This window comes from Microbulbifer sp. MCCC 1A16149, assembly GCF_050368945.1.
Taxonomy (GTDB): Bacteria; Pseudomonadota; Gammaproteobacteria; order Pseudomonadales; family Cellvibrionaceae; genus Microbulbifer.
This window is the reverse complement of the sequence record NZ_CP185959.1, coordinates 2,747,598-2,771,759: the sequence shown is the minus strand read 5'-3', so window position 1 is coordinate 2,771,759 and position 24,162 is coordinate 2,747,598. Positions and strand designations below refer to the sequence as shown.

At 59.5% G+C, this 24,162-nt stretch carries 21 protein-coding genes; 16 read left to right on the top strand and 5 right to left on the bottom strand.

The features are described from left to right. Positions 1-1,002, top strand: coding sequence for a protein translocase subunit SecF (gene secF, locus ACONT6_RS11720; RefSeq protein WP_428818697.1), 1,002 nt, complete (start codon positions 1-3; stop codon positions 1,000-1,002). 157 nt (positions 1,003-1,159) lie between these two features. Here the strand turns inward: secF and ACONT6_RS11715 are convergent, their stop codons facing one another. The 4 genes from ACONT6_RS11715 to pyrC form a co-directional block, all read right to left on the bottom strand. Further along, positions 1,160-1,357 carry a hypothetical protein gene (locus ACONT6_RS11715; protein ID WP_078085300.1) on the bottom strand — a complete coding sequence of 66 codons (198 nt, stop codon included), beginning with the start codon at positions 1,355-1,357 and terminating at the stop codon, positions 1,160-1,162. A 161-nt stretch (positions 1,358-1,518) separates the two neighbouring features. Beyond that, positions 1,519-2,508 (bottom strand): extracellular catalytic domain type 1 short-chain-length polyhydroxyalkanoate depolymerase, encoded by a 990-nt coding sequence (locus tag ACONT6_RS11710; protein WP_428818696.1) that lies wholly within the window; start codon positions 2,506-2,508, stop codon positions 1,519-1,521. A 159-nt stretch (positions 2,509-2,667) separates the two neighbouring features. Beyond that, positions 2,668-3,366, bottom strand: coding sequence for a ribonuclease T (gene rnt, locus ACONT6_RS11705; RefSeq protein ID WP_428818695.1), 699 nt, complete (start codon positions 3,364-3,366; stop codon positions 2,668-2,670). A gap of 80 nt (positions 3,367-3,446) precedes the next feature. Beyond that, a complete protein-coding gene (gene pyrC, locus ACONT6_RS11700; protein WP_428818694.1) occupies positions 3,447-4,484 on the bottom strand; it encodes a dihydroorotase in 1,038 nt (345 codons plus the stop codon). Between the two features lie 355 nt (positions 4,485-4,839). Between pyrC and ACONT6_RS11695 the strand changes: the two genes are divergently transcribed. From ACONT6_RS11695 to ACONT6_RS11630, 14 genes are all read left to right on the top strand, one after another. Continuing rightward, positions 4,840-6,060 (top strand): argininosuccinate synthase, encoded by a 1,221-nt coding sequence (locus ACONT6_RS11695; protein ID WP_428818693.1) that lies wholly within the window; start codon positions 4,840-4,842, stop codon positions 6,058-6,060. A 143-nt stretch (positions 6,061-6,203) separates the two neighbouring features. Next, a complete protein-coding gene (gene ccoN / locus ACONT6_RS11690; protein ID WP_428818692.1) occupies positions 6,204-7,664 on the top strand; it encodes a cytochrome-c oxidase, cbb3-type subunit I in 1,461 nt (486 codons plus the stop codon). Positions 7,665-7,676: 12 nt separating this feature from the next. Further along, positions 7,677-8,294: a cytochrome-c oxidase, cbb3-type subunit II gene (gene ccoO / locus ACONT6_RS11685; protein ID WP_428818691.1), complete on the top strand. Its 618-nt coding sequence runs from the start codon at positions 7,677-7,679 to the stop codon at positions 8,292-8,294. 12 nt (positions 8,295-8,306) lie between these two features. Then, positions 8,307-8,531 carry a cbb3-type cytochrome oxidase subunit 3 gene (locus ACONT6_RS11680; protein ID WP_428818690.1) on the top strand — a complete coding sequence of 75 codons (225 nt, stop codon included), beginning with the start codon at positions 8,307-8,309 and terminating at the stop codon, positions 8,529-8,531. After that, positions 8,528-9,436: a cytochrome-c oxidase, cbb3-type subunit III gene (ccoP, locus tag ACONT6_RS11675; RefSeq protein WP_428818689.1), complete on the top strand. Its 909-nt coding sequence runs from the start codon at positions 8,528-8,530 to the stop codon at positions 9,434-9,436. Before ACONT6_RS11680 ends, ccoP begins: the two co-directional genes overlap by 4 nt. 160 nt (positions 9,437-9,596) lie before the next feature. Further along, positions 9,597-11,012: a cytochrome c oxidase accessory protein CcoG gene (gene ccoG / locus ACONT6_RS11670; protein WP_428818688.1), complete on the top strand. Its 1,416-nt coding sequence runs from the start codon at positions 9,597-9,599 to the stop codon at positions 11,010-11,012. A 75-nt stretch (positions 11,013-11,087) separates the two neighbouring features. Next, positions 11,088-11,639 carry a FixH family protein gene (locus ACONT6_RS11665; RefSeq protein ID WP_428818687.1) on the top strand — a complete coding sequence of 184 codons (552 nt, stop codon included), beginning with the start codon at positions 11,088-11,090 and terminating at the stop codon, positions 11,637-11,639. Between the two features lie 4 nt (positions 11,640-11,643). Next, the gene (locus ACONT6_RS11660) at positions 11,644-14,142 is read left to right on the top strand and encodes a heavy metal translocating P-type ATPase (protein WP_428818686.1); all 2,499 of its coding nucleotides are present in this window, start codon (positions 11,644-11,646) and stop codon (positions 14,140-14,142) included. An 88-nt stretch (positions 14,143-14,230) separates the two neighbouring features. Further along, entirely contained in the window at positions 14,231-14,467 is a 237-nt protein-coding gene (gene ccoS / locus ACONT6_RS11655; RefSeq protein WP_428818685.1) for a cbb3-type cytochrome oxidase assembly protein CcoS, read from the top strand. Then, complete coding sequence (locus tag ACONT6_RS11650; RefSeq protein ID WP_428818684.1) at positions 14,467-15,510, top strand: sulfite exporter TauE/SafE family protein; 1,044 nt, start codon at positions 14,467-14,469, stop codon at positions 15,508-15,510. The genes ccoS and ACONT6_RS11650 overlap by 1 nt, the downstream gene beginning before the upstream one ends. Positions 15,511-15,657: 147 nt before the next feature. After that, a complete protein-coding gene (locus ACONT6_RS11645) occupies positions 15,658-17,100 on the top strand; it encodes an isoprenylcysteine carboxylmethyltransferase family protein (protein ID WP_428818683.1) in 1,443 nt (480 codons plus the stop codon). 31 nt (positions 17,101-17,131) lie between these two features. Further along, the gene (locus tag ACONT6_RS11640) at positions 17,132-18,673 is read left to right on the top strand and encodes a hypothetical protein (protein ID WP_428818682.1); all 1,542 of its coding nucleotides are present in this window, start codon (positions 17,132-17,134) and stop codon (positions 18,671-18,673) included. Further along, entirely contained in the window at positions 18,657-19,118 is a 462-nt protein-coding gene (locus ACONT6_RS11635) for a GtrA family protein (RefSeq protein ID WP_428818681.1), read from the top strand. The genes ACONT6_RS11640 and ACONT6_RS11635 overlap by 17 nt, the downstream gene beginning before the upstream one ends. Beyond that, positions 19,106-20,200, top strand: coding sequence for a glycosyltransferase family 2 protein (locus tag ACONT6_RS11630; protein WP_428818680.1), 1,095 nt, complete (start codon positions 19,106-19,108; stop codon positions 20,198-20,200). The genes ACONT6_RS11635 and ACONT6_RS11630 overlap by 13 nt, the downstream gene beginning before the upstream one ends. Positions 20,201-20,213: 13 nt before the next feature. On the opposite strand, the gene nadC is transcribed toward ACONT6_RS11630, so the two are convergent. Then, the gene (gene nadC / locus ACONT6_RS11625) at positions 20,214-21,071 is read right to left on the bottom strand and encodes a carboxylating nicotinate-nucleotide diphosphorylase (protein ID WP_428818679.1); all 858 of its coding nucleotides are present in this window, start codon (positions 21,069-21,071) and stop codon (positions 20,214-20,216) included. Between the two features lie 439 nt (positions 21,072-21,510). Here nadC and ACONT6_RS11620 point away from each other — a divergent pair, with 439 nt between their 5' ends. Further along, positions 21,511-23,823, top strand: a complete 2,313-nt coding sequence (locus ACONT6_RS11620; RefSeq protein WP_428818678.1) for a DUF1631 domain-containing protein — start codon at positions 21,511-21,513, stop codon at positions 23,821-23,823. The last annotated feature ends 339 nt before the right edge of the window (positions 23,824-24,162 follow it).

Here is a 24,162-nt window from a genome sequence, read left to right as displayed (position 1 = left end):
ATGAGCAATACCAAAGAAGAGAACGGCAAGATCACCGAATATATGGGCAAGCGCGTGTACGACTTCATGCGCTGGCGCAAACTGGCCGCGGCCATTTCCCTGCTGCTGGTGGTTGCCTCCATTGTGGCCCTGGCCACCAATGGCCTGAAGCTGGGGCTGGACTTCACCGGCGGTACCCAAATTGAGGTGGGTTATGAAAAGGCGCCCAAGATCGAAGATGTTCGAAATCAGTTAACTGATGCCGGATTTGAGGGTGCTGCGGTGGTGCGGTTCGGCTCGGATAGCGAGCTGCTGATCAAGCTGCCGCCGGAAGTCGCCGAGCGGCAGACACAGCAAAATGCACGGGATGCGGAAGCGACTAATTCCATCGGTGACAAGGTTGTCGGCGCCTTGCGCCAGCACTCAGATGGCAAAATTGATCTGCGCCGTGTGGAAATGGTTGGCCCGCAGATCGGTGAAGAACTGCGTGATGATGGCGGCCTCGGTATGCTGTTCGCGCTCGCGGTGGTGATGGCCTACGTGGCATTGCGCTTCCAGTACAAATTCGCCGTTGGTGCGGTAGTGGCCCTGATTCACGATGTGATCATCGTGCTAGGCTTTTTCGCGATTCTGCGCCTGGACTTCGACCTCACGGTTCTGGCGGCGGTGCTGGCGGTGATCGGTTACTCGATTAACGACACTATCGTGGTGTACGACCGCGTGCGGGAGAATTTCCGCAAGGTGCGTCAGGCAGAGCCTGCGGAGGTGATTAATATCTCCATGAGCCAGACGCTGAGCCGGACGTTCATGACCTCGTTCACTACCTTGCTGGTGCTGTGGGCACTACAGTTCTTCGGCGGAGAGCTGATTCACAACTTCTCGCTGGCACTGATTGTGGGTGTGATCATCGGTACCTTCTCTTCCGTATACGTGGCAGCCAATATTCTGATGGCCATGAATACCACCAAGGAAGACCTGATGCCGCCGGTGAAAGAAGGGGCCGAGCTGGACGAAATGCCCTGAGGCGAGACTTCTTCAGGCATAAAAAAGGCGGGTTTTACCCGCCTTTTTTATGCCCGCCGATTGCCGATTCAGTTGATGGCGCCGGCATGTTGCGCCAGTGCTAGTGCTGCCACGGGTTTCACCGGGTGGCTGGCGTTTCGGTGGGCGAAGAAGACACTCAGGCGCGGGGTTTTTTACCCAGGGTGATGTGCTTGGGGCCGGAGGTGTTGGTCTGGCCGCTGACGCCTTTGGGCACCTGCTCGATCTTGCCGCCACTGGCGAGGAAGGCCTGAACCTGGGATTCGATAGCTTCGCGTGACTCGGTTGAAACCGTTTCCTTGCCGCGCTTGCTTGCGCTGGATGCTTTTTTAGCCACAGTTCTGTCCACTTTTATGTATGAACGGTAGATATTACCGCAATTTGTGCAAAAAATCACCCATTAACCCGGGGGCGCCTCAGGCGGACCCGGCAGAAAGTAGTCGGGTCGCGGGTGCTAGCTCGAAAAGTCCTGAAAATTCAATCGCTTACCGAGGTTTGTTAGCGGTTGGATGTGCCGCCGCTGAGCGTCTCCCCACTGCTGTGTTCGACCCGTTTGTTGTGCTTGATGAAGAACTGGCCCAGGTACTTGGCATAGTTGATCCCCGTACTGCTGATATAGCTACCACTGGCACCCTCGCCCCCGGACCAGGAGTGATCCACGCCGTTTAGCCATACCATGGAGACCCTTCCGTCTTGCCAAAGGGTCTCCTTGGCGATGCTGGAGCCTTCTGAATAGGTGCTGCTCGCGGACACTTCCGCTGCACCATAAACCGCGGCCATGCCCTCTGCATTCTGGGTGTTGTAGCAGTCGTCGACGATGGTGTCGTCGGTGCCGTGGGCAATGGAGGCGATCTGGGTGTCTAAGTGGTCGGAATACTCGCCCGCATAGGCGTTGCAGCGGGCTGCAACATCTGCGGCTTCGCAGTTGCGGATAGCGCCACTGGCACTGGTGCCGATACTTGGGCCAGCGCTGATTCCCATGCCGGAGAATACGTCGGGAGCGATACACGCCGTGGTATTGGCAAATACTGCTCCCGATGAGAGTCCGGCGATGTAAACCTGGGCGGGGTCGATATTGCGTTTACTATCTCCGCTCATGGCATTCGCCAGATCAACCAGGTTTTTGTAGTCGCCAGTAGAGCGGGACTTGTCGCTCTCCCAGTAGGCCCAGCAGCCGTAACCGGCCTTGTTCATGGCGTCGGGCACTGCGACGACCATGCCGTATTCATCCGCAGCGCTTTCCAGATTGGCAGTCAGGTAAGTATCGATGGACTGGGTGCAGCCATGCAGCACCACCAGCAGGGATTTGCCGCTGCCGATCGGCGAGACACTGTCCGGAGTATAGATATGTACCTTGTCGAATCCGCCGATGGTTACATTCTGCTGCCAGCTGCCTGCGTGGGACATGCTGGTGCTCAGAGACAGGCAGGCTGCGCCCATCACGCCGAGGCCCGTGCCCAGCAGCTTGCGCAGTTTCATCTTGTTCATCGCTCTCACCATTATTCTTGTCGGAACTGGCCCCAGCCTAGCGGGGTGGGAATACGGTGGGTATGCGACCTAGGTATTAGGGGGCGTGGCGACTTGTGGGAAGGGGAATCTATCGACGCAGGGGGGAGGGAAGCCCGACGCAAGCGCCGGGCAACGCGTTCAGCTCGCGGAGGGTTCACTGTCTGCGGAGACGTCCCCGTCCTCGGTGGGCGGGAAGCTAAGGGGCCAGCCGCCCATGTCACGCCAGCGGTTGACGATGCCGCAGAACAGCTCCGCGGTCTTCTGCGCGTCGTATTCCGCCGAATGCGCACTGTTGTTGTCGAACTCGATACCGGCAGTCTGGCAGGCTTTGGCCAGCACAGTCTGGCCATAAGCGAGGCCCGCCAGGGTTGCAGTGTCCATACAGGAGAAGGGATGGAAGGGGTTGCGCTTCAGCCCGCAGCGCTCCACCGCGGCATTGATAAAACCGAGGTCAAAGTGTGCGTTGTGCGCCACCATGATCGCGCGGGTGCAGCTGTGGGCTTTTATTGCGCTCCGGATCTTGCGGAACAGCTCGGGCAGTGCAATCTCTTCAGGCCAGGCATCGCGATCCGGAGATTCCAGATCGACACCGATGAAATCCAGTGCGGATTGCTCGATATTCGCGCCTTCAAATGGCTCGATATGGAAGCTGTGGGTTTCCTCGGCAAACAGGGTCCCCTCATCGTCCATATTGAGGATGACGGCCGACACCTCCAGAAGGGCATCCGTGCGGGCATTGAATCCCGCTGTCTCGAGATCCAATACCACGGGGAGAAAGCCGCGGAATCGCTGAGCCAGAGGACTTTTGGGGCCGGTGGGGGCTTCTGCTGGGGTCACGGAAAATCCTGGTGTGTGGGTATCTGTTGGTTGTCGGTGTTTGCTTCGTCAGCGGTAACCGGGTGGTTACCGTGGCGCCGTCAGACGAGGCGCCAGTTCAGGGTCTCGCCCGCGGCCAGAGGGATCAGCGACTCGGTACCCATCTGTAAGCCCGACGGCAGAGTCCAGGGTTCCCGCACCAGGGTGATGGTGTCCGTGTTGCGCGGCAGGCCGTAGAAGTTCGGGCCAAACTCGCTGGCAAACGCTTCCAGGCGGTCCAGCTTGCCGGCCTGCTCGAAGGCCTCGGCGTAGAGTTCGATGGCGCTGAATGCGGTGTAGCAACCGGCGCAGCCACAGGCGGTTTCCTTCTTGCCCTGCGCGTGGGGTGCGGAATCGGTGCCGAGGAAAAACTTCGGGCTGCCACTGGTGGCCGCTTCGATCAGTGCATTCTGATGGTAGCCGCGCTTCAGGATCGGCAGGCAGTAGTAATGAGGGCGGATGCCTCCCACCAGCATATGGTTGCGATTGTACAGCAGATGGTGGGCGGTAATGGTGGCTGCCACGCCGTCGCGCGCCTGGGCCACAAACTCTGCCGCATTGGCGGTAGTGATGTGCTCAAGCACAATCTTGAGAGTCGGGAAGTCATCCACTACCGGGCCGAGGATGGTGTCGATAAACACCTGTTCCCGGTCAAAGATATCGATATCCGCGGTTGTAACTTCTCCGTGCAGCAGCAGTTTCATACCGCAGGACTGCATGGCTTCAAGCGCCGGATAGATATTGGCGATATCGGTAACCCCGGAATCGGAGTTGGTGGTGGCGCCAGCCGGATACAGCTTGGCAGCAACAACGCCCGCTTCGTGGGCTTGCTGCACGACTTCCGGGGTCGTGTTGTCTGTCAGGTAGATCACCATCAGCGGGGTAAAATTGCCGCCTTCTGGGATCGCTGCCTCGATACGGCTCCGGTAGGCGAGGGCGCCTTCGGCGTCGGTTACCGGCGGTACCAGATTGGGCATGATGATGGCGCGTCGAAACTGCTTCGCGGCATCGCCAACGGTGCGTGTAAGGGCCGCATCGTCGCGTAAATGAATGTGCCAGTCGTCAGGTGCGCGCAGGGTAATTTGCTGCTTGGAGTCCACCGAATATCTCCTCCCGGATTGATCGCGGCGCCGATGCTACCCGAAGCGCCAAAAAATTGCGAAAACTGCGGTGAATGCCTCATTCACCACCAGATTGAATATAAAGTAATCAGGGGCTGCTGTTTGCTTACCAGGCAAATACCGGACTGGCCGTCTGGTGCTGGTCGTGGACGTTTCAAGGCGCTACAATCGCGCCCCGAAAAAAGCGGCCTATCCGCAGTTCCTGGGCACACATCCAACAATAAATTTCCCCAGACCAAGACTTTTCACAGGTGCTCGGCGTCCGGTGTGGCAGTCGTGTACCTGTTGTGACGGTATAGCCCGTGTGTACGGGCCCACTATACAGAGGATAGTAATGAGCAAGATCGATAAGGTGGTATTGGCGTATTCCGGCGGACTCGATACTTCAGTGATCGTGCGCTGGCTCCAGGATACCTACGGCTGCGAGGTCGTTACCTTTACCGCCGACATCGGTCAGGGTGAGGAGGTGGAACCGGCACGCGCCAAGGCCGAAGCCCTGGGCGTCAAGGAAATCTACATTGACGATCTGCGCGAAGAGTTCGTGCGGGATTTTGTCTTCCCCATGTTCCGCGCCAACACCATCTATGAAGGTGAATACCTGCTCGGCACCTCTATTGCCCGCCCGCTGATTGCCAAGCGCCTTATCGAGATCGCCAACGAGACCGGCGCCGATGCCATTTCCCACGGTGCCACCGGCAAAGGAAATGACCAGGTGCGCTTTGAGCTGGGCGCCTATGCGCTGAAGCCAGGTATCCAGGTAATTGCCCCCTGGCGTGAGTGGGACCTGAACTCCCGCGAAAAGCTGATGGAGTATTGCGAGCAGCACAAGATCCCCGTGGACTTTTCCAACAAGAAGAAAAAGTCCCCTTACTCCATGGATGCCAACCTGCTGCACATCTCCTACGAAGGTGGTGTGCTGGAAGAGCCCTGGGCCGAGGCCGAGGAAGATATGTGGCGCTGGAGTGTCAGCCCGGAAGCGGCGCCGGATCAGGCCACCTACATCACCCTGCAGTATGAAAAAGGCGATCCGGTAGCGATCGACGGCGAGCGCTTGAGCCCCGCCACACTGCTCGAGAAACTGAACAAGCTGGGCGGCGCCAATGGTATTGGCCGCCTGGATATCGTCGAGAACCGCTACGTGGGCATGAAGTCCCGCGGCTGTTACGAAACGCCCGGCGGTACCATCCTGCTGAAAGCGCACCGCGCCATCGAATCCATCACCCTGGATCGTGAAGTCGCGCACCTGAAAGATGAACTGATGCCGCGCTACGCGAAACTGATTTACAACGGCTACTGGTGGTCCCCCGAGCGCGAAATGCTGCAGGCGGCGATTGACCAGTCCCAGTCTGTGGTAAATGGCGAAGTTCGCCTGAAGCTGTACAAGGGCAGTGTCACCGCCGTCGGTCGCCGCTCTGAAGACAGCCTGTTTGATGAGCGCATCGCCACCTTTGAAGACGATGCCGGCGCCTACGACCAGAAAGATGCCGAAGGCTTCATCAAATTGAACGCCCTGCGCCTGCGAATTGCCGCGGGTAAAGGTAGAGACTTGATCTAAATCAGTCGGAAACGGCGATTGAAGCGTTTAAATCGTCGTCTCTGTACCCGCCCGGTCTACCGTGAAGGGTATAGCCGCTATTTCGCTGGCGGACCCTTCGCGCTTGACGGAAACGAATCTTAAAAAGCAACGGAAGTTACACCATGAGCACAACGGTGGCAGAGGCCGGCAAGATGCCGGACTATGACTACAACATCGTGCGCCAGTTCACCATCATGTCGGTGGTCTGGGGTATCGTTGGTATGGGCGTCGGCGTTCTCATCGCCGCACAGCTGGCATGGCCGGCGCTGAATGACCTTTGGCAGCCTTTCACGCACTTTGGTCGCCTGCGACCCCTGCACACCAACGCGGTGATTTTCGCGTTTGGCGGCAGCGTGCTGTTTGCGACTTCCTACTATGTGGTCCAGCGCACCTGCCAGACCCGCCTCTGGGGCGGCTGGTTGATCCCGTTCACTTTCTGGGGTTGGCAGATCGTCATTATTGGTGCCGCGATTACCCTGCCGCTGGGTCTTACCTCAGCGAAGGAATATGCGGAGCTGGAATGGCCGCTGGATATCCTGATTGCGCTGGTGTGGGTCGCCTATGCCATTGTGTTCTTTGGCACCATCGTCAAGCGTCGCACCTCCCACATTTATGTAGCTAACTGGTTCTTCGGTGCATACATCATCACCATTGCCGCGCTGCATATCGTCAACAACCTGGAAGTGCCGGTGAGTGCGTGGAAGTCCTACTCCATGTTTGCCGGTACCACCGATGCGATGATCCAGTGGTGGTACGGCCACAACGCGGTAGGCTTCTTCCTGACTGCGGCCTTCCTCGGCATCATGTATTACTTCGTGCCCAAGCAGGCTGGCCGCCCGGTATATTCCTACCAGCTGTCCATCGTGCACTTCTGGGCGCTGATCTCCATCTATGTGTGGGCCGGTGGTCACCACCTGCATTACTCCGCACTGCCGGACTGGACCCAGAGCCTGGCGATGATCATGTCCGTGATCCTGCTGGCACCCTCCTGGGGTGGCATGATCAACGGCATCATGACCCTGTCCGGTGCCTGGCACAAACTGCGTACCGACCCGACCCTGCGCTTCCTGGTGGTATCCCTGTCTTTCTATGGCATGTCCACCTTCGAAGGCCCGATGATGTCCATCAAGACCGTGAACGCACTGTCGCATAACACCGACTGGACTGTGGGCCACGTGCACTCCGGTGCCCTTGGCTGGGTGGCAATGATCTCCATCGGTGCGCTGTACCACCTTGTACCGGTACTGTGGAACCGCAAGGAAATGTTCAGCGTGAAGCTGATCAACGCACACTTCTGGCTGGCTACCGTAGGTACCGTACTGTACATCGCCGCCATGTGGGTGAACGGTATTACCCAGGGCCTGATGTGGCGCGCCTTTAACGCCGACGGCACCCTGACCTACAGCTTTGTGGAAAGTGTGATCGCCAGCCACCCGGGCTACATCGTTCGCTGGTTGGGCGGTGCCTTCTTCCTGACAGGTATGTTCCTGATGGCTTACAACGTATTCCGCACCATCACCGATGCGCCGCGGGAAGGCGAAGTGCGTCACGACGAAAACCTGCCGGTTGCGAAGAACGTTTAAGGGGAATCGATCGTGAAGAATCATGACATCGTAGAAAAGAACATCGGTTTGATGATGGTGCTGATCGTTGTGGCGATCAGCTTCGGCGCCCTGGTGGAAATCGTTCCCCAGTTCTTTACCACTAATAACCATGAGCCCATTGCGGGTCTCAAACCGCTGGGTCCGGTGGAACTGGAAGGCCGCGATATTTATATCCGCGAAGGCTGCCACGTTTGCCACACCCAGATGGTGCGCCCGCTGCGCGCTGAAGTAGAGCGTTACGGCCATTACTCCATGGCTCAGGAGCATGTGTACGAGCATCCGTTCCTGTGGGGCTCAAAGCGTACCGGGCCAGACCTGGCGCGTGTGGGCGGCCGTTACTCTGACGAGTGGCACCGCGCACACCTGTACGATCCGCGCAACGTGGTGCCCGAGTCGATCATGCCGTCCTATCCCTGGCTGTTCGACAACGTCATCACCGGCGAAGATACCGCAGCCAAGATGCGCGCCCTGCGTTTCGCGGGTGTGCCTTACACCGATGAAGATATCGCGAATGCCAGCAAGCCGTTTGTTGGTGGCCGGGTTACCGAAATCGACGCACTGGTAGCCTACCTGCAGCAGCTGGGTACCCTGGTGCAGCAGAAGCGCTAAGCGAGGTCATCGGTGGATATCGATATTCTGCGGCAGATCGGCGTTGTACTGGGTTCACTGGCATTTCTGAGTATCTGCTGGTGGGCCTTTTCCCCGAAGCGCAAAAAGCGCTTTGAAGAGGACGCCAAACTTCCGTTTGCTGACGAGCAAGAAACTTCTGACAAGGCCGCTCGCAAGAGCGAAACCAGTACCGGCGAAGAAGCCGGCGAGAAACAGGAACAGGGGCAGGACAAATGAGTACATTTTGGAGTGTTTGGGTAATTGTGCTCACCCTCGCCAATCTAGGATTGGTAACTTGGGTTCTTTTCGCTAACCGCAAAGTGGCGGTGGACGATCAGGACGATCCGGAAAACCGCACCACTGGCCATATTTACGATGGCATCGAGGAGTACGACAACCCGCTGCCGAAATGGTGGTTCCTGTTGTTCGTACTGACCCTGGTGTTCTCCGCCATTTACCTGGTGATTTACCCGGGCATGGGTAACTTCAAGGGTATTGGCGGCTGGACTTCGGTGGGTGCGCTCAAGGCTGATCAGGCCAAGGCGCAGGCGGAGTTCAAGGAAACCTTCGGCCAGTACGTGGATATGCCGATCGAGAAAATTGCCGAAAGCCGCGAAGCGCTCAAAATGGGTGCGCGGATCTTCGCCAACAACTGCTCCGTTTGTCACGGTGCGGACGGTGGTGGTAACTACGGCTTCCCGAACCTGACCGACAGCGACTGGCTGTACGGTGGCACCCCGGAGAAAATCCTGGAGACCCTGCACAACGGTCGTCAGGGCATGATGCCTGCCCAGGGTCCGATCATCGGTGAAGACGGCGTGAAGAATACCGCTGAATATGTGCTGGCGATGAATGGTCTCGAGCACGACGCGGCGATGGCGGAGCAGGGCAAACAGGTATTCGGTACCGTGTGTATGGCCTGTCACGGCGCGGACGGTAAAGGCAATATTGCACTGGGTGCGCCGAACCTGACCGATGACATCTGGCTCTACGGCGGTACCCGCGAAGAGATCCAGCACACCATTCGCGGTGGCCGTAGCAACCATATGCCGGCCCAGAAAGACAAGCTGCGCGAAGACAAGATTCGTCTGGTCGCAGCCTATGTCTACAGTCTGTCGCGTCAGGAAGACGTTCAGCAGTAATCGGCGGACATTTAAACGCTGAGTCAAGGAATGGGCGGTGGCCTCGCGCCGCCGCCCAGATCGCTGGAAGGGCACGCAGGGAAGAAAAACAAGCCTCATTGCATGTCGTAAGTCATTGCAGTCGTGACCCGATCCGGTCTTTTTCGGGAAGAGAGGTTTTGTGAGCGATAGAATACCCACCCGCGAAGAGCAGGAAGGCGATGGCGAAGTCCGCTACCGCATGCTCTACGAATCCGACGACAAGGTTTATATTCGTCACATCCGTGGCGTTTACACCCGTATCCGTAAATACACCGGTCTGCCCCTGTTGCTGGCCTTCTTCTTTATCCCCTGGCTCAATATCGATGGGCACCAGGCGGTTCATTTCGATCTCCCCGCACGCCAGTTCCATATTCTGTGGATGACATTCGGTCCTCAGGACGGATTCCTGCTTGGCTGGTTACTGATCATCGCGGCCTTTGCGCTATTTGCGGTGACTACCTGGCTCGGCCGGGTGTGGTGCGGATTTACCTGCCCACAGACGGTGTGGACCCTGATGTTTATCTGGGCGGAGCGGGTATGTGAGGGTGACCGCAGCAAGCGTATGAAGCTCGATGCGGCCCCCTGGAGTGCAGAAAAGGTACTGCGCAAGGGCGGAACCCATGCCATCTGGCTGCTCATCTCGCTCGCCACCGCACTGGCTTTTGTCGGGTACTTTTACGGCATCCGCGACCTGGTGGTGGATCTGGCCACGTTGAAAGCCCATCCCCAGGGCGCCTTCTGGGTGGCGTTTTTCACTTTTGCCACCTACATGAACGCAGGATTCCTGCGCGAGCAGGTGTGCAAGTACATGTGCCCCTATGCGCGTTTTCAGTCGGTCATGTACGACAAGGATACCCTCGCGGTCTACTACGATGCGCAGAGGGGAGAGGCGCGCGGACCGCGCAAGAAGAATATCGATTACAAGGCCCAGGGCATGGGCGATTGTATCGACTGCTACTGGTGTGTGCAGGTGTGCCCTGTGGATATCGATATCCGTGACGGCATGCAGTACGAGTGCATCAACTGCGGACTGTGCGTGGATGCCTGTAACAGCGTCATGGACAAGATGGAGTATCCGCGGGGGCTGATCCGCTTTACCTCCGAGGACGAACTTGAAACTGGCAAAACCCAGTTCGCGCGGCCACGCCTGTTTGGTTACGGGCTGGTGCTGGCACTGATGCTGGGGCTGTTCGCGCAGCAGGTGATGACCCGCTCGCCGGTGTCGGCGGAGGTACTGCGAGACCGCGGTGCGCGGATGTACCGGATCTCCCAGGGCATGGTGCAGAACGTCTATACGGTCAAGATCAACAATATGGACCAGAAGCCGCACCAGTTCTCGATCAGTATCGAGGGCAAACCGGGGTATGACTACTCGCTGCGGATGCAGCGGGGCATGCAGATCCAGCCCGGCGAGATATACTCCGTGCCCATCCGGGTGAGTGTGCCGAAGGCGCAGCTCGAGGAAACAAAACACGATATCGTCATTGTCATCCAGGCGAAGGATGCTCCGGAGCTGGAGGATCGCCACAAAACGGTATTTATCGGCCCCAAATAGCGGGACCCAGATCCCGGTTAGCATCCCGGGGTATCCCGCGCCCGCAGCCCGTGTTACATGGGCTTTTATCTATCAATGGTTGAGCAATTAGTGTCACACAAAGCGGATAAACAAACGCCGGCTCCCTGGTACCGCGAGCCTTGGTTCTGGATGGTGATGGCGCCACTGATTCTGGTAGTCGTGGTGTCGTTTACCATGGTGTCCATCGCCGTGCGCCACGGCGATGACGTGGTGAGCGATACCTATTACAAAGACAGCCGCATGTATCACTACAGTGCGGAACAGGATCAGCGTGCCCGGGAATTGAACCTGGCGGGAATGCTGTTGTTCTCCCCGGAAGACAAGACCGTATCCCTGGATCTTCGCGGTCAGGTCGATTTCCCGGAAAAGCTGCTGCTGACCCTGAGTCACCCGGTAGAGGCAGATCTGGATGCCCATGTGGTGCTGGAGCAGATATCCATCGGCCGCTATCGGGGCAAGGTCGAGGCCCCCCTGCAGCACCGCTGGTATCTGCAGGTGATGCCGGAGCTGGATCCGGAGCAGTTCCGCGATGCCCAGTGGCGCCTGAAAGGGGAAATCAACTTTGACGTCGGCAATGGAGTGCCCCTGAAGCCCGTCGAGCCGTGAGCCCATGACCGATCCGCTCGCTTCTGCATCCCCCGCATCTTCCTGCGATTCTCCAGTACATCCGGTGGATTGTTACCACTGTGGCCTGCCGGTGGCTGAAGGCAGCCACTATGCGGTGCTGATCGACGGTGTGCGCCAGCCCATGTGTTGCCCCGGGTGCGAAGCGGTGGCAGGCGCCATCGTGGCTGGTGGGCTCGACAATTTCTATCGTTTCCGCGAACAGAGTAGCGAGCGCCCGGAAGGCGCCCCGCAAGAAGCGCGCTGGAGCGCCTACGACCTGCCGGAAGTGCAGGGTGAATTTGTCCGCGCGTTTGACGACCCTAAATCTGCCACTACTTCACCGGAAACACTGCGGGTGGCAAGCCTGCTGGTCAGTGGAATTACCTGTGCCGCTTGTGTGTGGCTGATCGAAAAGCACCTGCTGCGACTGCCAGGGGTGGAGCGGGTCTCGGTCAATGCCAGCACCCATCGCGCCCAGGTGGTATTCGATCCACAGCAGACCCCGGTCAGCCACTTGTTTTCCTCGCTCGCGGTTATCGGCTATCGCCCGGCGCCCGCTACAGCGGCCAACAGCGAGCGCCTGATCCAGCAGGAGCGTCGCGCCGCCATGCGTCGGCTCGGTGTCGCGGGGCTGGGAACCATGCAGGTAATGATGTTTGCCATCGCCCTGTATTTTGGCGGCAGCAAGGGCATCGACAGCCAGTTCGAGCAGTTTTTCCGCTGGGTCTCCCTGGTGGTGGCCACCCCGGTGGTGTGTTACGCGGCGCAACCGTTCTTTGCCGCCGCCTGGCGGGCATTGCGCAGTGGTCAGCTGGTGATGGATGTTCCCGTATCCCTCGCCATCGGACTGGCCTATGGTGCCAGCGTCTACGCAACCGTGTTCGAGACCGGCGAGGTCTACTTTGAATCGGTTTCCATGTTTACCTTCTTCCTGTTGCTGGGACGCGCGGTGGAAATGCGCGCGCGGCATCGGGCCGGGCTGGCCAGTGGCGGTCTGGCACAATTGCTACCGCTCGCGGCCATGCGCCTGGACGATTCCGGCAACGCCGAATCGGTGCCGGTGACGGCGCTGGTGGCCGGGGACCGGGTACTGCTGCGCCCGGGGGACACCATTCCGGCGGACGGTATCGTGCTCGACGGCGAAAGCGGGGTGGACGAGTCGGTGCTCACCGGCGAATCGGCCCTGCAACAGAAACAGATCGACAGCCCGGTGTTTGCCGGCAGCGTGAATGGCGATTCCTCACTCACCGTGCGGGTCAGCGCCGCCGGCAGCAGCACCCGCTTGTCCGCCATCGAAAAGCTGGTGGAACAGGCACAGCTGGACAAGCCCACCCAGGTGGCGTTGGCAGACCGGCTCGCGGGCCGGTTTATTGCCGCGGTACTGTGTATCGCGGTGGCCGCATTTGTCTTCTGGTGGCAGCAGGCACCGGAGCGCGCCTTCTGGGTGGCGCTATCGGTGCTGGTAGTGACCTGTCCCTGCGCACTTTCCCTGGCAACGCCCGCGGCACTGGCCGCTGCCACCCTGCGCCTGCAGCAACTCGGCCTGCTGGTGGCCAAGGGGCATGTACTGGAAACCCTGCCGCGGCTCACGCGGGTGATTTTCGACAAGACCGGCACCCTGACCGAAGGCGAGCCGCGACTGCGTGCGGTGATACCACTACGCGAGGGTGTGGCCGAGAGCGAGATCCGGGATATCGCGGCAGCGTTGGAAAGCCACAACAGCCATCCCCTGGCGCGGGCTTTCCGCTCCTGGTTTGGCAATCGCCCGGTGCGGGAACTGCGGTCGGTTACCGGTCGCGGGGTATCGGGTATCTGTGCAGAAACTCCCTACCGACTCGGGCGACAGGATTTTGTGTGTGAGCTGGCGAAAGATTCCACCCTGTCGCTGCAAGTGCCCGCGGCGCCGGGACAGTGGTTATTACTGGGGGACCCAGAGGGGCCGGTAGCCTGGCTGTGCCTCGGCGATGCGGTGCGGCCGAGCGCGGCCGAGTCCGTGGCCGCGCTGCGCGACCAGGGTCTGGAAGCAGAGCTGTTGAGTGGCGATCAGTCGGAGGAAGTGCCGCGCCTGGCGGAAGCCACCGGAATCGCCGATTTCCGCGGTGGGGCCTCGCCAGAACAGAAGCTCGCGCACCTGCGCAAGCTGCAGTCCGAGGGACAGCGGCTGCTGATGGTGGGGGATGGCATCAACGACGTGCCCGTGTTATCCGGGGCAGATGTTTCAGTTGCCATGATGTCGGCAGCGGATCTGGCGCAGTCCCGTGCCGATGCAATCCTGCTGCAGGGCGATCTGCGCGCATTGCCTCGCGCCTTTGCATTGGCGCGCAAGTGTCGCACAATTATTCGCCAGAACCTGACCTGGGCGATTCTCTACAACGCTCTGGCGTTGCCGCTCGCGTTTCTTGGTCTGGTGCCGCCGTGGGCCGCAGCCATCGGTATGTCGCTGAGCTCGCTGCTGGTGGTGGTCAATGCGTTGCGTCTGTCGCGCTGGCAACCGACCAGCTAGTGCCTGCTAGATAGGGCTGTCGGTGCGCCTGCCAACCGGGGCGGGCGCCGTTCGCCAAATTTTTCCGAAGTGTTTTTCGAGGTAACACGTGGACAGTATTTTCCTGCTGGTACCCATTGTCATTTTGTTTGTCGCCGGAGCGGTGAAGCTGTTCTTCTGGGCGGTTAACAACGGGCAGTACGACGACCTGGAGACTGAGGGACGTCGCATACTGTTTGATGACGATGTGCCGCGTCACGCCCCGCCACAGGGGAAGAGCAGCGAGCGTCGGGAATCCGAGGCTCGCGCGGATTCCGGTGTGGATAACGTGGATGGAAATCGATAATGCTGGACTGGGGTACGCTCGCCGCGGCGCTGGCGATCGGTTTTTTCGGCAGTAGTCACTGCGTTGGTATGTGCGGCGGGATTTCCGGCGCGCTGGGACTGGCGGTGCCCGGACAAAAGCCCGCCTGGCCCCGGCTGATCGGTTATTCCACCGGGCGTGTGGCCAGCTACACCCTGATGGGGTTGCTGGTGGGGGTTCTGGGGGCCTACCTGGCGACGGATATCGCTAGCAGCCTGGCGCCGCTGCGGGTAGTGGCCGGACTGATGCTGATCGCCATGGCGCTGTATCTGGCGGACTGGTGGCGAGGTCTGGTTTGGCTCGAGCGGGGTGGGGCTGTCCTCTGGCGGACGGTACAGCCACTTTCGCGCCGTTTGTTGCCGGTCAATTCCACGCCGCAGGCAATTGCACTGGGTGCACTCTGGGGGTGGCTGCCCTGTGGCCTGGTGTACAGTGCGCTGGCTTTCGCCCTGGCACAGGGCAGTGGCGAACAGGCGGCCCTGGCCATGCTGGCCTTCGGCCTCGGCACGGTGCCGGCGGTGCTGGCGACCGGTGCTGCCGCGGCTCGCCTGCGCATACTGGTACAGAAACCGGGCGTGCGACTGGGGATGGCGCTGCTGGTGCTGGTATTCGGCCTGTGGACCATATGGGGCGCGGGCGGACACGGTTCGCACGGGGCTCACGGTACTCACAATACTCACAATACTCACAATGAACACAGCTCCCATGGTTCCTCCCACAGCGCCGGGAGGCACCAGATGGCGGGGGATGTGGATAGTGGCCCGGCTGCGGAGCAAGCCCAGCACATGCCGGTCGATCACTCGACCCACGGGGATCACCCGGGGCCGAATGCCGATGATGAGCCGTCTCAGGAGCAGGCAGGGGATTCCGCCGCGCAGGAGGAGGGTCACTCCGGCGCTGCGCATGGAGGCGCTCATCACGATCATCACCAGCACCGTGCTGACTCGAGTGGCGGGTCGGTTCACGACCATCCTGAGGCGGACCAGAAAGTGGAAAACGAAACTGGCGCCGCAACTGAGGACTGACTCCCGCTGGTGGGCAATGTGCGCCAACGCACCGTGGAAGCGGCGCGAGGATAGGGGTAAACTGGCGCAACTCTGACCTCTGGTCTGACCACTTTGGTTGTGATCGAGTGGCGGCCGGCAAGTCGCGATGTACCAGTTGGACTCAGTATGAAAAAAATAAAAAATAAACCCGCCGGTGCCAGACGGTCGTCCGGCTCTGACAAACGTGCGCAGCGATCATCCGTTGCGCCTGCAGAGACGCTCAACTGCCCGAGCGCGCCTACCAGTGTCTGGATCAATCTTTGTGCGCTGGCGATTTCCCTGGCGGCCGTGGTCTGGCTGCGGGAGTACGGCCAGCACCTCGCGGTGAAAACCCAATCCCTGGTTGTGGTTGCCGTCGCCCTTGCATTGCCGATCATCGTGCTCGAGTGGCTGTTTCTCAAACCCTATCGCAACCCGTCCGCCGGGCTTGATTTCAACCGCAAGAACCACAGCCTGAGCCGCACTGCGGTAAAACTGCTGGGCTTTTATCTGGCCGTGGGCTCGGTGGCATTCATTTACTGGCTCTTCCCGGAGTACCACGGTTCCTTCTACGACAACTATTTTTCCGTGGTGCGGGCGGTACTGCCCTGGTGGATGCTGCTGGCGGTGCCTTATTTTTACCTGCTGGACGGCGCCATGGGCGAGCCCAAGGACAGTTACTGGCAGCTGGGCAGCTGGGTGCTGGGACGTCGCAAAGGTGTTTCCGGCAAGGCGATTGGCCAGCTGTATCTGGGGTGGCTGGTAAAGCTGTTCTTCCTGCCGCTGATGTTTGTCTATATGGGCAACAACCTGAACACCCTGCTCAATTTTGATTTCGCGCGGCTGTTTGGCAGTTTCAAGGCAGTGTTTGATTTCACCTTCAATTTCCTGTTTTACATCGACCTGCTGTTCGTCACTGTCGGGTATGTTTGCACCCTGCGGCTGTTCGACTCCCATATCCGTACCGCCGAGCCCAGTTTCCTCGGCTGGGGTGTGGCACTCATCGGGTACCAGCCGTTCTGGAGCCTGTTCTCGGGTACCTACCTGAAATACGACGATGCCCCAGCCTGGGGTTACTGGTTCTGGGATACGCCGGTGGCCTACGGCATCTGGGGTAGCGCTATCCTGTTGCTGATTGCCATTTATGTATGGGCGAGCATCCCGTTCGGTATCCGCTTTTCCAACCTTACCCACCGCGGGATTCTTACCAATGGTCCCTACCGCTTTACCAAGCACCCGGCCTATATCAGCAAGAACATCTCCTGGTGGATGATCTCAATGCCATTCATGGTCAGTGTCAGCGCGCCTGAGGCCCTGCGGCACTCGCTGTTGTTGTTACTGGTGAATTTTATTTACTTCATGCGCGCGCGCACTGAGGAGCGACACCTGTCCTGGGATCCTACCTACGTCGCTTACGCCCGCTATATTGAGCAGCGCGGTACCTTCGCATTCCTGGGACGCTGGTTCCCGGTGCTGCGATTCGGCCACGGCCGCCTGTTCAACCGCGGCGCAGATTCCCCGCCGGCCGAGCCTCTCGTTTCCGGGATCTCGGCATCACAAGCGAATGCGACCGGCACCGCCGGTGCCTGAAGAACTGTAGATCTCGTGTAGGAGCAGTGCGATGGGGTGGGGTGTAGCGAGTTCGAATTCAGCGGTGGCCAGGCTGCGACAATGGTGGCAGTTCACCCTCGCCGATCTGCGCGGGCCGAGCGGTTTCCGCGGATCGCTGATAGAGCGGATTCCCGCGGGTGCCAAGCGTATCGATGGCCGCTGGTGGATTTACGCGGGGCTCTACCTGTTGATTGCCGTGGGTATCTGGCTACGGGTGGATCACGTGTTCACCCACAACCCCATGGACCATATCTGGAGCGACCCCCAGCGTCACTGGGAGCAGGGCACCCAGACCCTGCGGCGCGACCCGATGACGTTAACCGATCCGGTGATGTACCAGGTCTACGTGGGTATCCTCGGCAAGCTGACCCTGGGCGAGCCCTTTCTTGTCGCTCTCTACACCGCATTGCTAGCCTGCCTGACACCGTGGCTCTGGTACCGGTTTGCGCGGGAGCTGTTGCCGGGACGCCTGCAGGCCACGGCGGTGTGGGCACTGCTGTCCCTGTTGCCATCGTGGATCGCCATCTACGGCTATTTCATGCAGGAGACATTACTGCTGCCACTACTGGGAGCAGCGCTGTATACCAGCTGGCGCTGTCGACGGAAGCAGACCTTGGGAAGTTTCCTGTTGATGGTGACGCTGTGGACCTGTGCCGGGCTGACCCGCGGCATCGCCATTCCCCTCGCTGCAGTCGTAACTACCTGGCTGTGGCTGGTACAGCCGCGCAAGCTGGCCAAGGCGGGTTACAGTCTCGCGTTACTGGCGCTGTTGATGGGGCCGCTCGCTTACCGCAGCTACGCGGCCATGCATATGATTTCTCCCCACGGTATCGGCCAGCTGGTGGCGTTGTATCTGCGCTCCGGCAAGCGCGAGATCCACGTGCATTACAGCCGCGAAGGCGCGCAGTGGAATTACTGGTTCGGCTCTCCTTCCACTGGGGAAAAACCATTGGCGCCACTCAGCGACTGGACCACCAGCCGCGATGGTCAGGTGCACGCAAGGATCCATATCGAAAACGGTGCTGACGATTGGGCGACGGCGCTGGCGCGCTATCCGATGACGCTGGAGCGCTACCTGTCCCTGACCAGGGAAAACCTGGTCTACCTGTTTTTCGGTTCGTCCTGGCCGGATAACAATCGCGAACGAACCCTTGAGAAAATCAATCACCACAGTCGCTGGCTGTGGGCGCCACTGACCCTGTTGTTATTGATCGGTACGATACTGTGCTGGGGTCGCCTGCGAGGTGCACGGCTGTTTGCGGTACTGCTGGGAACCTGGATCCTGGTGCAGGGACTGTTGCCGATCGCCGTCAATGAAGGGCGTTATCGCAAACCGGCGGAGGGCATGCTGCTGGTGCAGGCGCTTCTGGTAGCCGGTGCCCTGCGGCGGCGCGTGTCTCGCAAAAATACAGAGACGGAAGAGCTGACTGAAGAGCGCGAGGCCAGCCCCGGATTTGTCGTTGCCGCCGGGCATGCGGATTCCACCAAATCCGGAATCGAAGGCAAACCAGTGCAACAGCCACAGCGGGAAGCCGATGATGCGCCCGTCTGAAGACTCACCGCACGCGCCTGTTTCAGGTGCGCAAAAGCCAGCCTGGCCGCTCGCTGCCGCCAGGCTGATTTCACGGGCGGGACGATTTGCTCTGGTGGGAGGCTTTGCCACCGCTTTGCAGTACGGCTTGCTGGTGGCCATGGTTGAAGTGCTGGACGTGTTCGCAGTGCTGGCCTCGGCGCTGTCGTTTTGCTGTTCGGCGCTCGCCAACTACCTGCTCAATTACTACCTGACGTTTCAAGGCGGAGTGCAACATCGCCGCGCACTGCCCAGGTTTGTGCTAGTGGCAGCGCTCGGACTCACCATTAATACCCTGTGCTTTTCCCTGGCATTGGCCGTGGCTCCGTATCTTTTGGCCCAGGTTGTCGCCACCCTGGTCACGCTGGTGGTTAATTTTGTCCTGCATCATTTCTGGATATACCGGGAGCCCGAATGGAACCCATGACCGAACAGGCTTTGCCGACACTGGCGATCGTTGTCCCCTGCTACAACGAAGAAGAGGTGATTTCAGATACCACCGCCGAGCTGCTCGACACACTTGCGCAACTTGAAAGCAGCGGTCGTATCGCTGCCGGTTCAAAAATCTATTATGTGGATGACGGCAGTCGCGATGGTACCTGGCCAATTCTGCAACAGCTGGCCGGGGAAGATGCTCGTATCGTAGCGGTGGCGCTGTCGCGCAATCGCGGTCACCAGAATGCGCTGTATGCGGGGCTTTCGCAGACCAGTGAAGACATGGTCGTCAGTATCGATGCGGATCTGCAGGACGGCCCGGAAAACATCGCGTCCATGATCGATGCTTTCCTGGCGGGCAGTGAGGTGGTGTTCGGCGTACGCAAGGAGCGGGCAACGGATACCTGGTTCAAACGGATGACCGCAGAAGGCTATTACCGCGTAATGCAGGCCCTGGGGGTGGATCTGGTATTCAACCACGCGGACTTCCGCCTGATGTCGCGGCGGGCCGTGGACACGCTGCTGCAGTACCCGGAAACCAACCTGTTCCTGCGCGGTATGGTGCGCGAGCTGGGCTTCCGTTCGTCGACAATTTCCTATGCGCGTCGCCCGCGCCTGGCCGGGGAAAGCAAATACCCCCTGCGTCGCATGTTGTCCCTGGCCTGGAAGGGCGTCACCGCTTTTTCCATTGCCCCGTTGCGGGCGATTACCCTGCTTGGGCTGATTTCCGGTGGTATTTCCCTGGGCCTGATTGTCTGGGTGCTGATCGTGAAGCTGGTATCCAACAGCGTGGTGCCGGGCTGGGCGTCAATTATGGTCCCGGTGCTGTTTATTGGCAGTGTCCAGTTACTCTGCCTCGGCGTGATTGGCGAATACCTCGGCAAGATATACGAGGAGGTCAAGCGTCGTCCCCGATTCCACCTGCGTGAAGTTGTTGGAGGGGAGAGCGTTTTGCCGCAAGCGGATGTGGGCCGCGTCATGCATGCGGAGAGCGCTGCCAGTGCGGCAGCGCAGTATGTGAAGGAAGAGCAGTGTGCAAACAGGTCGGCAGTGGGTGAACACCCCGAGGGCTGATCAGTCGGTTGCTCTACTCGGAAAGCAGGCGCAATGACAGGTCCACAGCGCGCAGGTGCTTGGTCAGGCTGCCGCTGGAAATATAATCCACCGCCAGTCCGGAAAGTTGCTTGAGGCGCTCCTCATTAACACTGCCGGAGATTTCGATCTTGGCACGCCCCTGCGCCAGGTTCAGCGCTTCTGTCGTCATGGCGTCGGTAAATTCGTCCAGCATGATCACGTCGGCGCCGGCATCCAGGGCCTGCTTGAGTTCGTCAATACTTTCCACCTCGACTTCCACCAGCGCGCCTGGTTTGATCTGGCGCGCCTGGGCCACTGCGTTGGCAATACCGCCGGCGGCGGCAATATGGTTTTCCTTGATCAGGAACGCGTCGTAGAGGCCGATGCGGTGATTTTCACAGCCTCCGCAGAGCACCGCATATTTCTGCGCACTGCGCAGGCCGGGAATGGTTTTGCGGGTATCCAGGATCTTGATATCGGAACCCTCCGCCAAGGCCGCATAAGCGGCTGCGGTCGTAGCGGTGCCTGACAGGGTCTGTACGAAATTCAGCGCACAGCGCTCGCCGGTCAGAATGGTGCGGGCGTTGCCGTCCAGCTCAAACAGGGTACTGTCAGCGGCAACGCGATCGCCGTCCTGCACGTGCCACTTCACCTTGAGCGCAGGGTCGAGCTGGCGGAATACCTCATCCACCCAGGCTTTCCCACAGAACACACAGTCCTCGCGGGTAATCACCCTGGCCCTGGCCTGACGTTCCGCCGGAATAAGCTGGGCGGTGATATCGCCATCGCCAACATCCTCTGCCAGCGCGTCGCGGACGGAGCGCTCGATATCCTGTTGCAGGTTGGGGATGGCGACAGTCGCTGGTGTCATGGCTGAACCTCGGTGATCGGGTGGCGTCTTGTTAGGGGGCGATATTGCTGGGTTGCGAATACTAGCAAAATGTAGCTCGCTGTCAGTATGGATGTGGTTATTTCCGGCCGGCAACGTCTTTCGGGGCACTGACGTGCCCGGCCCAGGATCAGTTCGGGGGCGTAGCATTGCCGGGATTGGAAGCGGGCCTGTGATGATCGTCGCAAAACGATCTGCGCCAACGACGATACGGTTGTGCTATTGGTTTGCGTGTCCGTAGAATCTACCGTCGACCGAAATCGGTCACTGCGTATCCGCTGTCCCGCGACAGTAGTGAGCCCCATGTGACGGGGAACCAGAAGCAAGAATAAAACAGGTCCGCAGGGCGCATCCCAGAGCCCCTGCGGTTGCATCACCCGGCACTCCTGTGACCAGGCCCGCCGGCCGAGGCTATATGGCAATGAAAGACTCCAACAATGTGGTATCCATGCAGGGTGTTTATCGGGAGCGGGGAATGAAGCGTACTCCCAAGCTACCGGCACCGGTCGCCGCAGTGAAGGACAAAGCACAGGCGCTGCTGAAAGAGCAGGCCAAGCGCGTATTTGCCAAGGTAGATGACTCGCTGTTTGCCATGGCGGAAAAAGCCCACGGGCAGGACGAGCAGGATGGCCTGTTCCAGGCGCTTCGTATGCTGCGCGTGGAGCGCCGCAAGGTGGTGGAGCGCTTTTCCGAAAATATAGCGGAGTCATTCCAGGTTCGCGAAGTTTCTGCAGACGATGCGGATGATCCGTATTCCGCAGACAACCTGTCGCTGGTGCACAATGATGACCTGGAGCAACTGGTGGCAGTGGATACCATGGTCGCCAGTGCCAAGCGGGATTTTGCAGAGCCGCTGACCGAAATTTCCCTGCGCCTGAATACCCTTCTTTCCGTCAAGGTCTACGACAAAAACAATCCCATCGGTCCCGATGCAATCTGTGATGCATTTGTCGAGGCCTGTCGTCCGCTGGAATTGCATGTTCGGGCGCGACTGACACTGCTGAAAAAGTTCGAGCACCTGGTAATGGAGCAGCTCGGCCAGCTCTACGAGCAGTGCAATGAAGTATTTGTCGAACACGGTGTACTGCCATCGCTCAAACAGCAGCGGCGCGCGGCGCGCCAGCAGCGCACGGCCCAGCGCCAGCCGGCCGCGCAACCCGTAGCGGGACAGACAAACGGGCGGGACACCGGCTACACCGACACAGGCAACTATTCGCCATCGGCAGCCTCCGCGGGAAGCCACGGCTTGCTGCCGCTTAACTCCGGCGTCGCCCCGATGGGGGCCCAGGACCTGCTTTCGCACCTGGGTGCCTTGCAGGGCCACCTGCCAGAAAGTTACGACGAGGGCGGTATTCAGCTGCTGAACGTCAACAGCCTGTTGCAGCAGCGACTTATGGATGCGCGCCAGTCTGCGTCACTGGCAAAAATGGACAGCGACATCATCAAGTTGGTGGAAATGCTGTTCACTTTTATTCTTGAGGACCGCAACCTCGCCGAGCCGATCAAGACCCAGTTGGGGCGCCTGCAATTGCCACTGCTGAAAGTAGCGATTGCCGACCGATCCTTTTTCAGCAAGGGGGGACACCCCGCGCGCAAACTGCTGAACGAACTCGCTGACGCCACAACCGGTTGGCAGGCGAAGGATAATTACGAATCCGATCCGCTGTACAAGCAAGTCGGCGAAGTGGTGGCGCGTGTCCTCGCCGAGTTTGACCAGGACATCAATATATTTTCCGAGCTGCTGGATTCCTTCCAGCAGTTCATCCTGCGCGAGCGCAAGCGGGCCGAGAAGCTGGAACGGCGGATAGTCGACGAAGCCGACGGCAAGGCGAAATCCCAGGCGGCCAGGGCGCGTGTTGCTGCGGTCATGGACGCATTGATGGCCGAACGCGATCTGCCACCGGTAGTGGTGGAGTGGCTGGAAAAGGTCTGGGCCAACATGCTGTTCCTGACGTGTATCAAAGAAGGCACCGATAGCGAAAGCTGGAGCCGCGATGTGCGCACCGCGAGGGACCTGGTTTGGAGTGTGCATGCCCCCATGCCCGACAGTCGCAAACAGTTGCTGGGTTTGTTGCCTGCCCTGCAGGAGCGTTTGAAAGCAGGGGTGGAAGTGGTATCCCTGAATTCATTCGATGCGCGACGCATGTTCACCGACCTCAAGCAGGTCTACCGGGAGCGTTTTGCGCTGGCCCAATCCATTACCGAAGAGCGCAGCCGCAAAGCGCGCGATGAGGTGCGGGAAGAGACGCTTCGCGCGCAGGAGACAGAAGCGACCTCCGCGATGGTTGAGCAACCTGTCACGGAAGAGGTTGCGGATACGCCGACCATAAATGAACAAGAAGCGACGGTCGCCGAGCTGCCACAAATGGAAGAGCTGGAGCAGGCAGTTGCGGAAGTCGAGCTGGTATCCGAGCCGAGTGACGACGTGGATTCCCTGCCGGAAAGTGACTCTCACTGGCAGCAGACGTTCCGCCTGGCCCAGGGCAGCTGGTTTGAGCTGAAGCGTGGGGGTGAGGAACAGTTCCGCTGTCGTCTCGCTGCGGTGATTAAAGACATCGACCAGTTTATTTTCGTGAATCGCAATGGCGCCAAAGTCGCGGAGTTTACCCGCATCGAATTGGCACACGCCTTGCGCAATGCACAGCTGATGCCGCTGGATGATGGAATGCTGTTCGAGCGGGCCCTGCAGTCAGTTATCGGCACCGTGCGCAAGTCCCGTGGAGAGATGAGCTGAGTGCCACTGGCTCTACTTGGCCAGTGGCTGCGCGTCATGGTATCTGACCGTTCGCAAGTCGCTTAAATCATGTAATTGAAATGTAATTTGGCTGTGTTTTGTAGCGGGGGCCGATGGCAAAGTCGGCCTGCCAGCCTCCGCGCGTCAACCCTTCCCCGCTGTTCTCCTGACTTACCATTAAATCCCCGCTTTATATAAAGAAAATCGCGAAAATTGGTCCTTTTGGGCACTTGCGTGTCACTTCTCTTTGCAGGATATTGAGTACTAGTTCCACTTTTTCTGAGCGGTCTATCCGGGCGGTGCCCGAGTTACTGGCACGCACCCCTCATTCTGACTGAT

Excerpts from the sequence above, each read along its gene's own strand:
- secF (WP_428818697.1), top strand. The coding sequence starts at position 1 with ATGAGCAATACCAAAGAAGAGAACGGCAAGATCACCGAATATATGGGC.
- ACONT6_RS11710 (WP_428818696.1), bottom strand. The coding sequence starts at position 2,508 with ATGAACAAGATGAAACTGCGCAAGCTGCTGGGCACGGGCCTCGGCGTG.
- ACONT6_RS11695 (WP_428818693.1), top strand. The coding sequence starts at position 4,840 with ATGAGCAAGATCGATAAGGTGGTATTGGCGTATTCCGGCGGACTCGAT.
- ccoN (WP_428818692.1), top strand. The coding sequence starts at position 6,204 with ATGAGCACAACGGTGGCAGAGGCCGGCAAGATGCCGGACTATGACTAC.
- ccoP (WP_428818689.1), top strand. The coding sequence starts at position 8,528 with ATGAGTACATTTTGGAGTGTTTGGGTAATTGTGCTCACCCTCGCCAAT.
- ACONT6_RS11665 (WP_428818687.1), top strand. The coding sequence starts at position 11,088 with ATGGTTGAGCAATTAGTGTCACACAAAGCGGATAAACAAACGCCGGCT.
- ACONT6_RS11660 (WP_428818686.1), top strand. The coding sequence starts at position 11,644 with ATGACCGATCCGCTCGCTTCTGCATCCCCCGCATCTTCCTGCGATTCT.
- ACONT6_RS11650 (WP_428818684.1), top strand. The coding sequence starts at position 14,467 with ATGCTGGACTGGGGTACGCTCGCCGCGGCGCTGGCGATCGGTTTTTTC.
- ACONT6_RS11645 (WP_428818683.1), top strand. The coding sequence starts at position 15,658 with ATGAAAAAAATAAAAAATAAACCCGCCGGTGCCAGACGGTCGTCCGGC.
- ACONT6_RS11640 (WP_428818682.1), top strand. The coding sequence starts at position 17,132 with ATGGGGTGGGGTGTAGCGAGTTCGAATTCAGCGGTGGCCAGGCTGCGA.
- ACONT6_RS11635 (WP_428818681.1), top strand. The coding sequence starts at position 18,657 with ATGATGCGCCCGTCTGAAGACTCACCGCACGCGCCTGTTTCAGGTGCG.
- ACONT6_RS11630 (WP_428818680.1), top strand. The coding sequence starts at position 19,106 with ATGGAACCCATGACCGAACAGGCTTTGCCGACACTGGCGATCGTTGTC.
- nadC (WP_428818679.1), bottom strand. The coding sequence starts at position 21,071 with ATGACACCAGCGACTGTCGCCATCCCCAACCTGCAACAGGATATCGAG.
- ACONT6_RS11620 (WP_428818678.1), top strand. The coding sequence starts at position 21,511 with ATGAAAGACTCCAACAATGTGGTATCCATGCAGGGTGTTTATCGGGAG.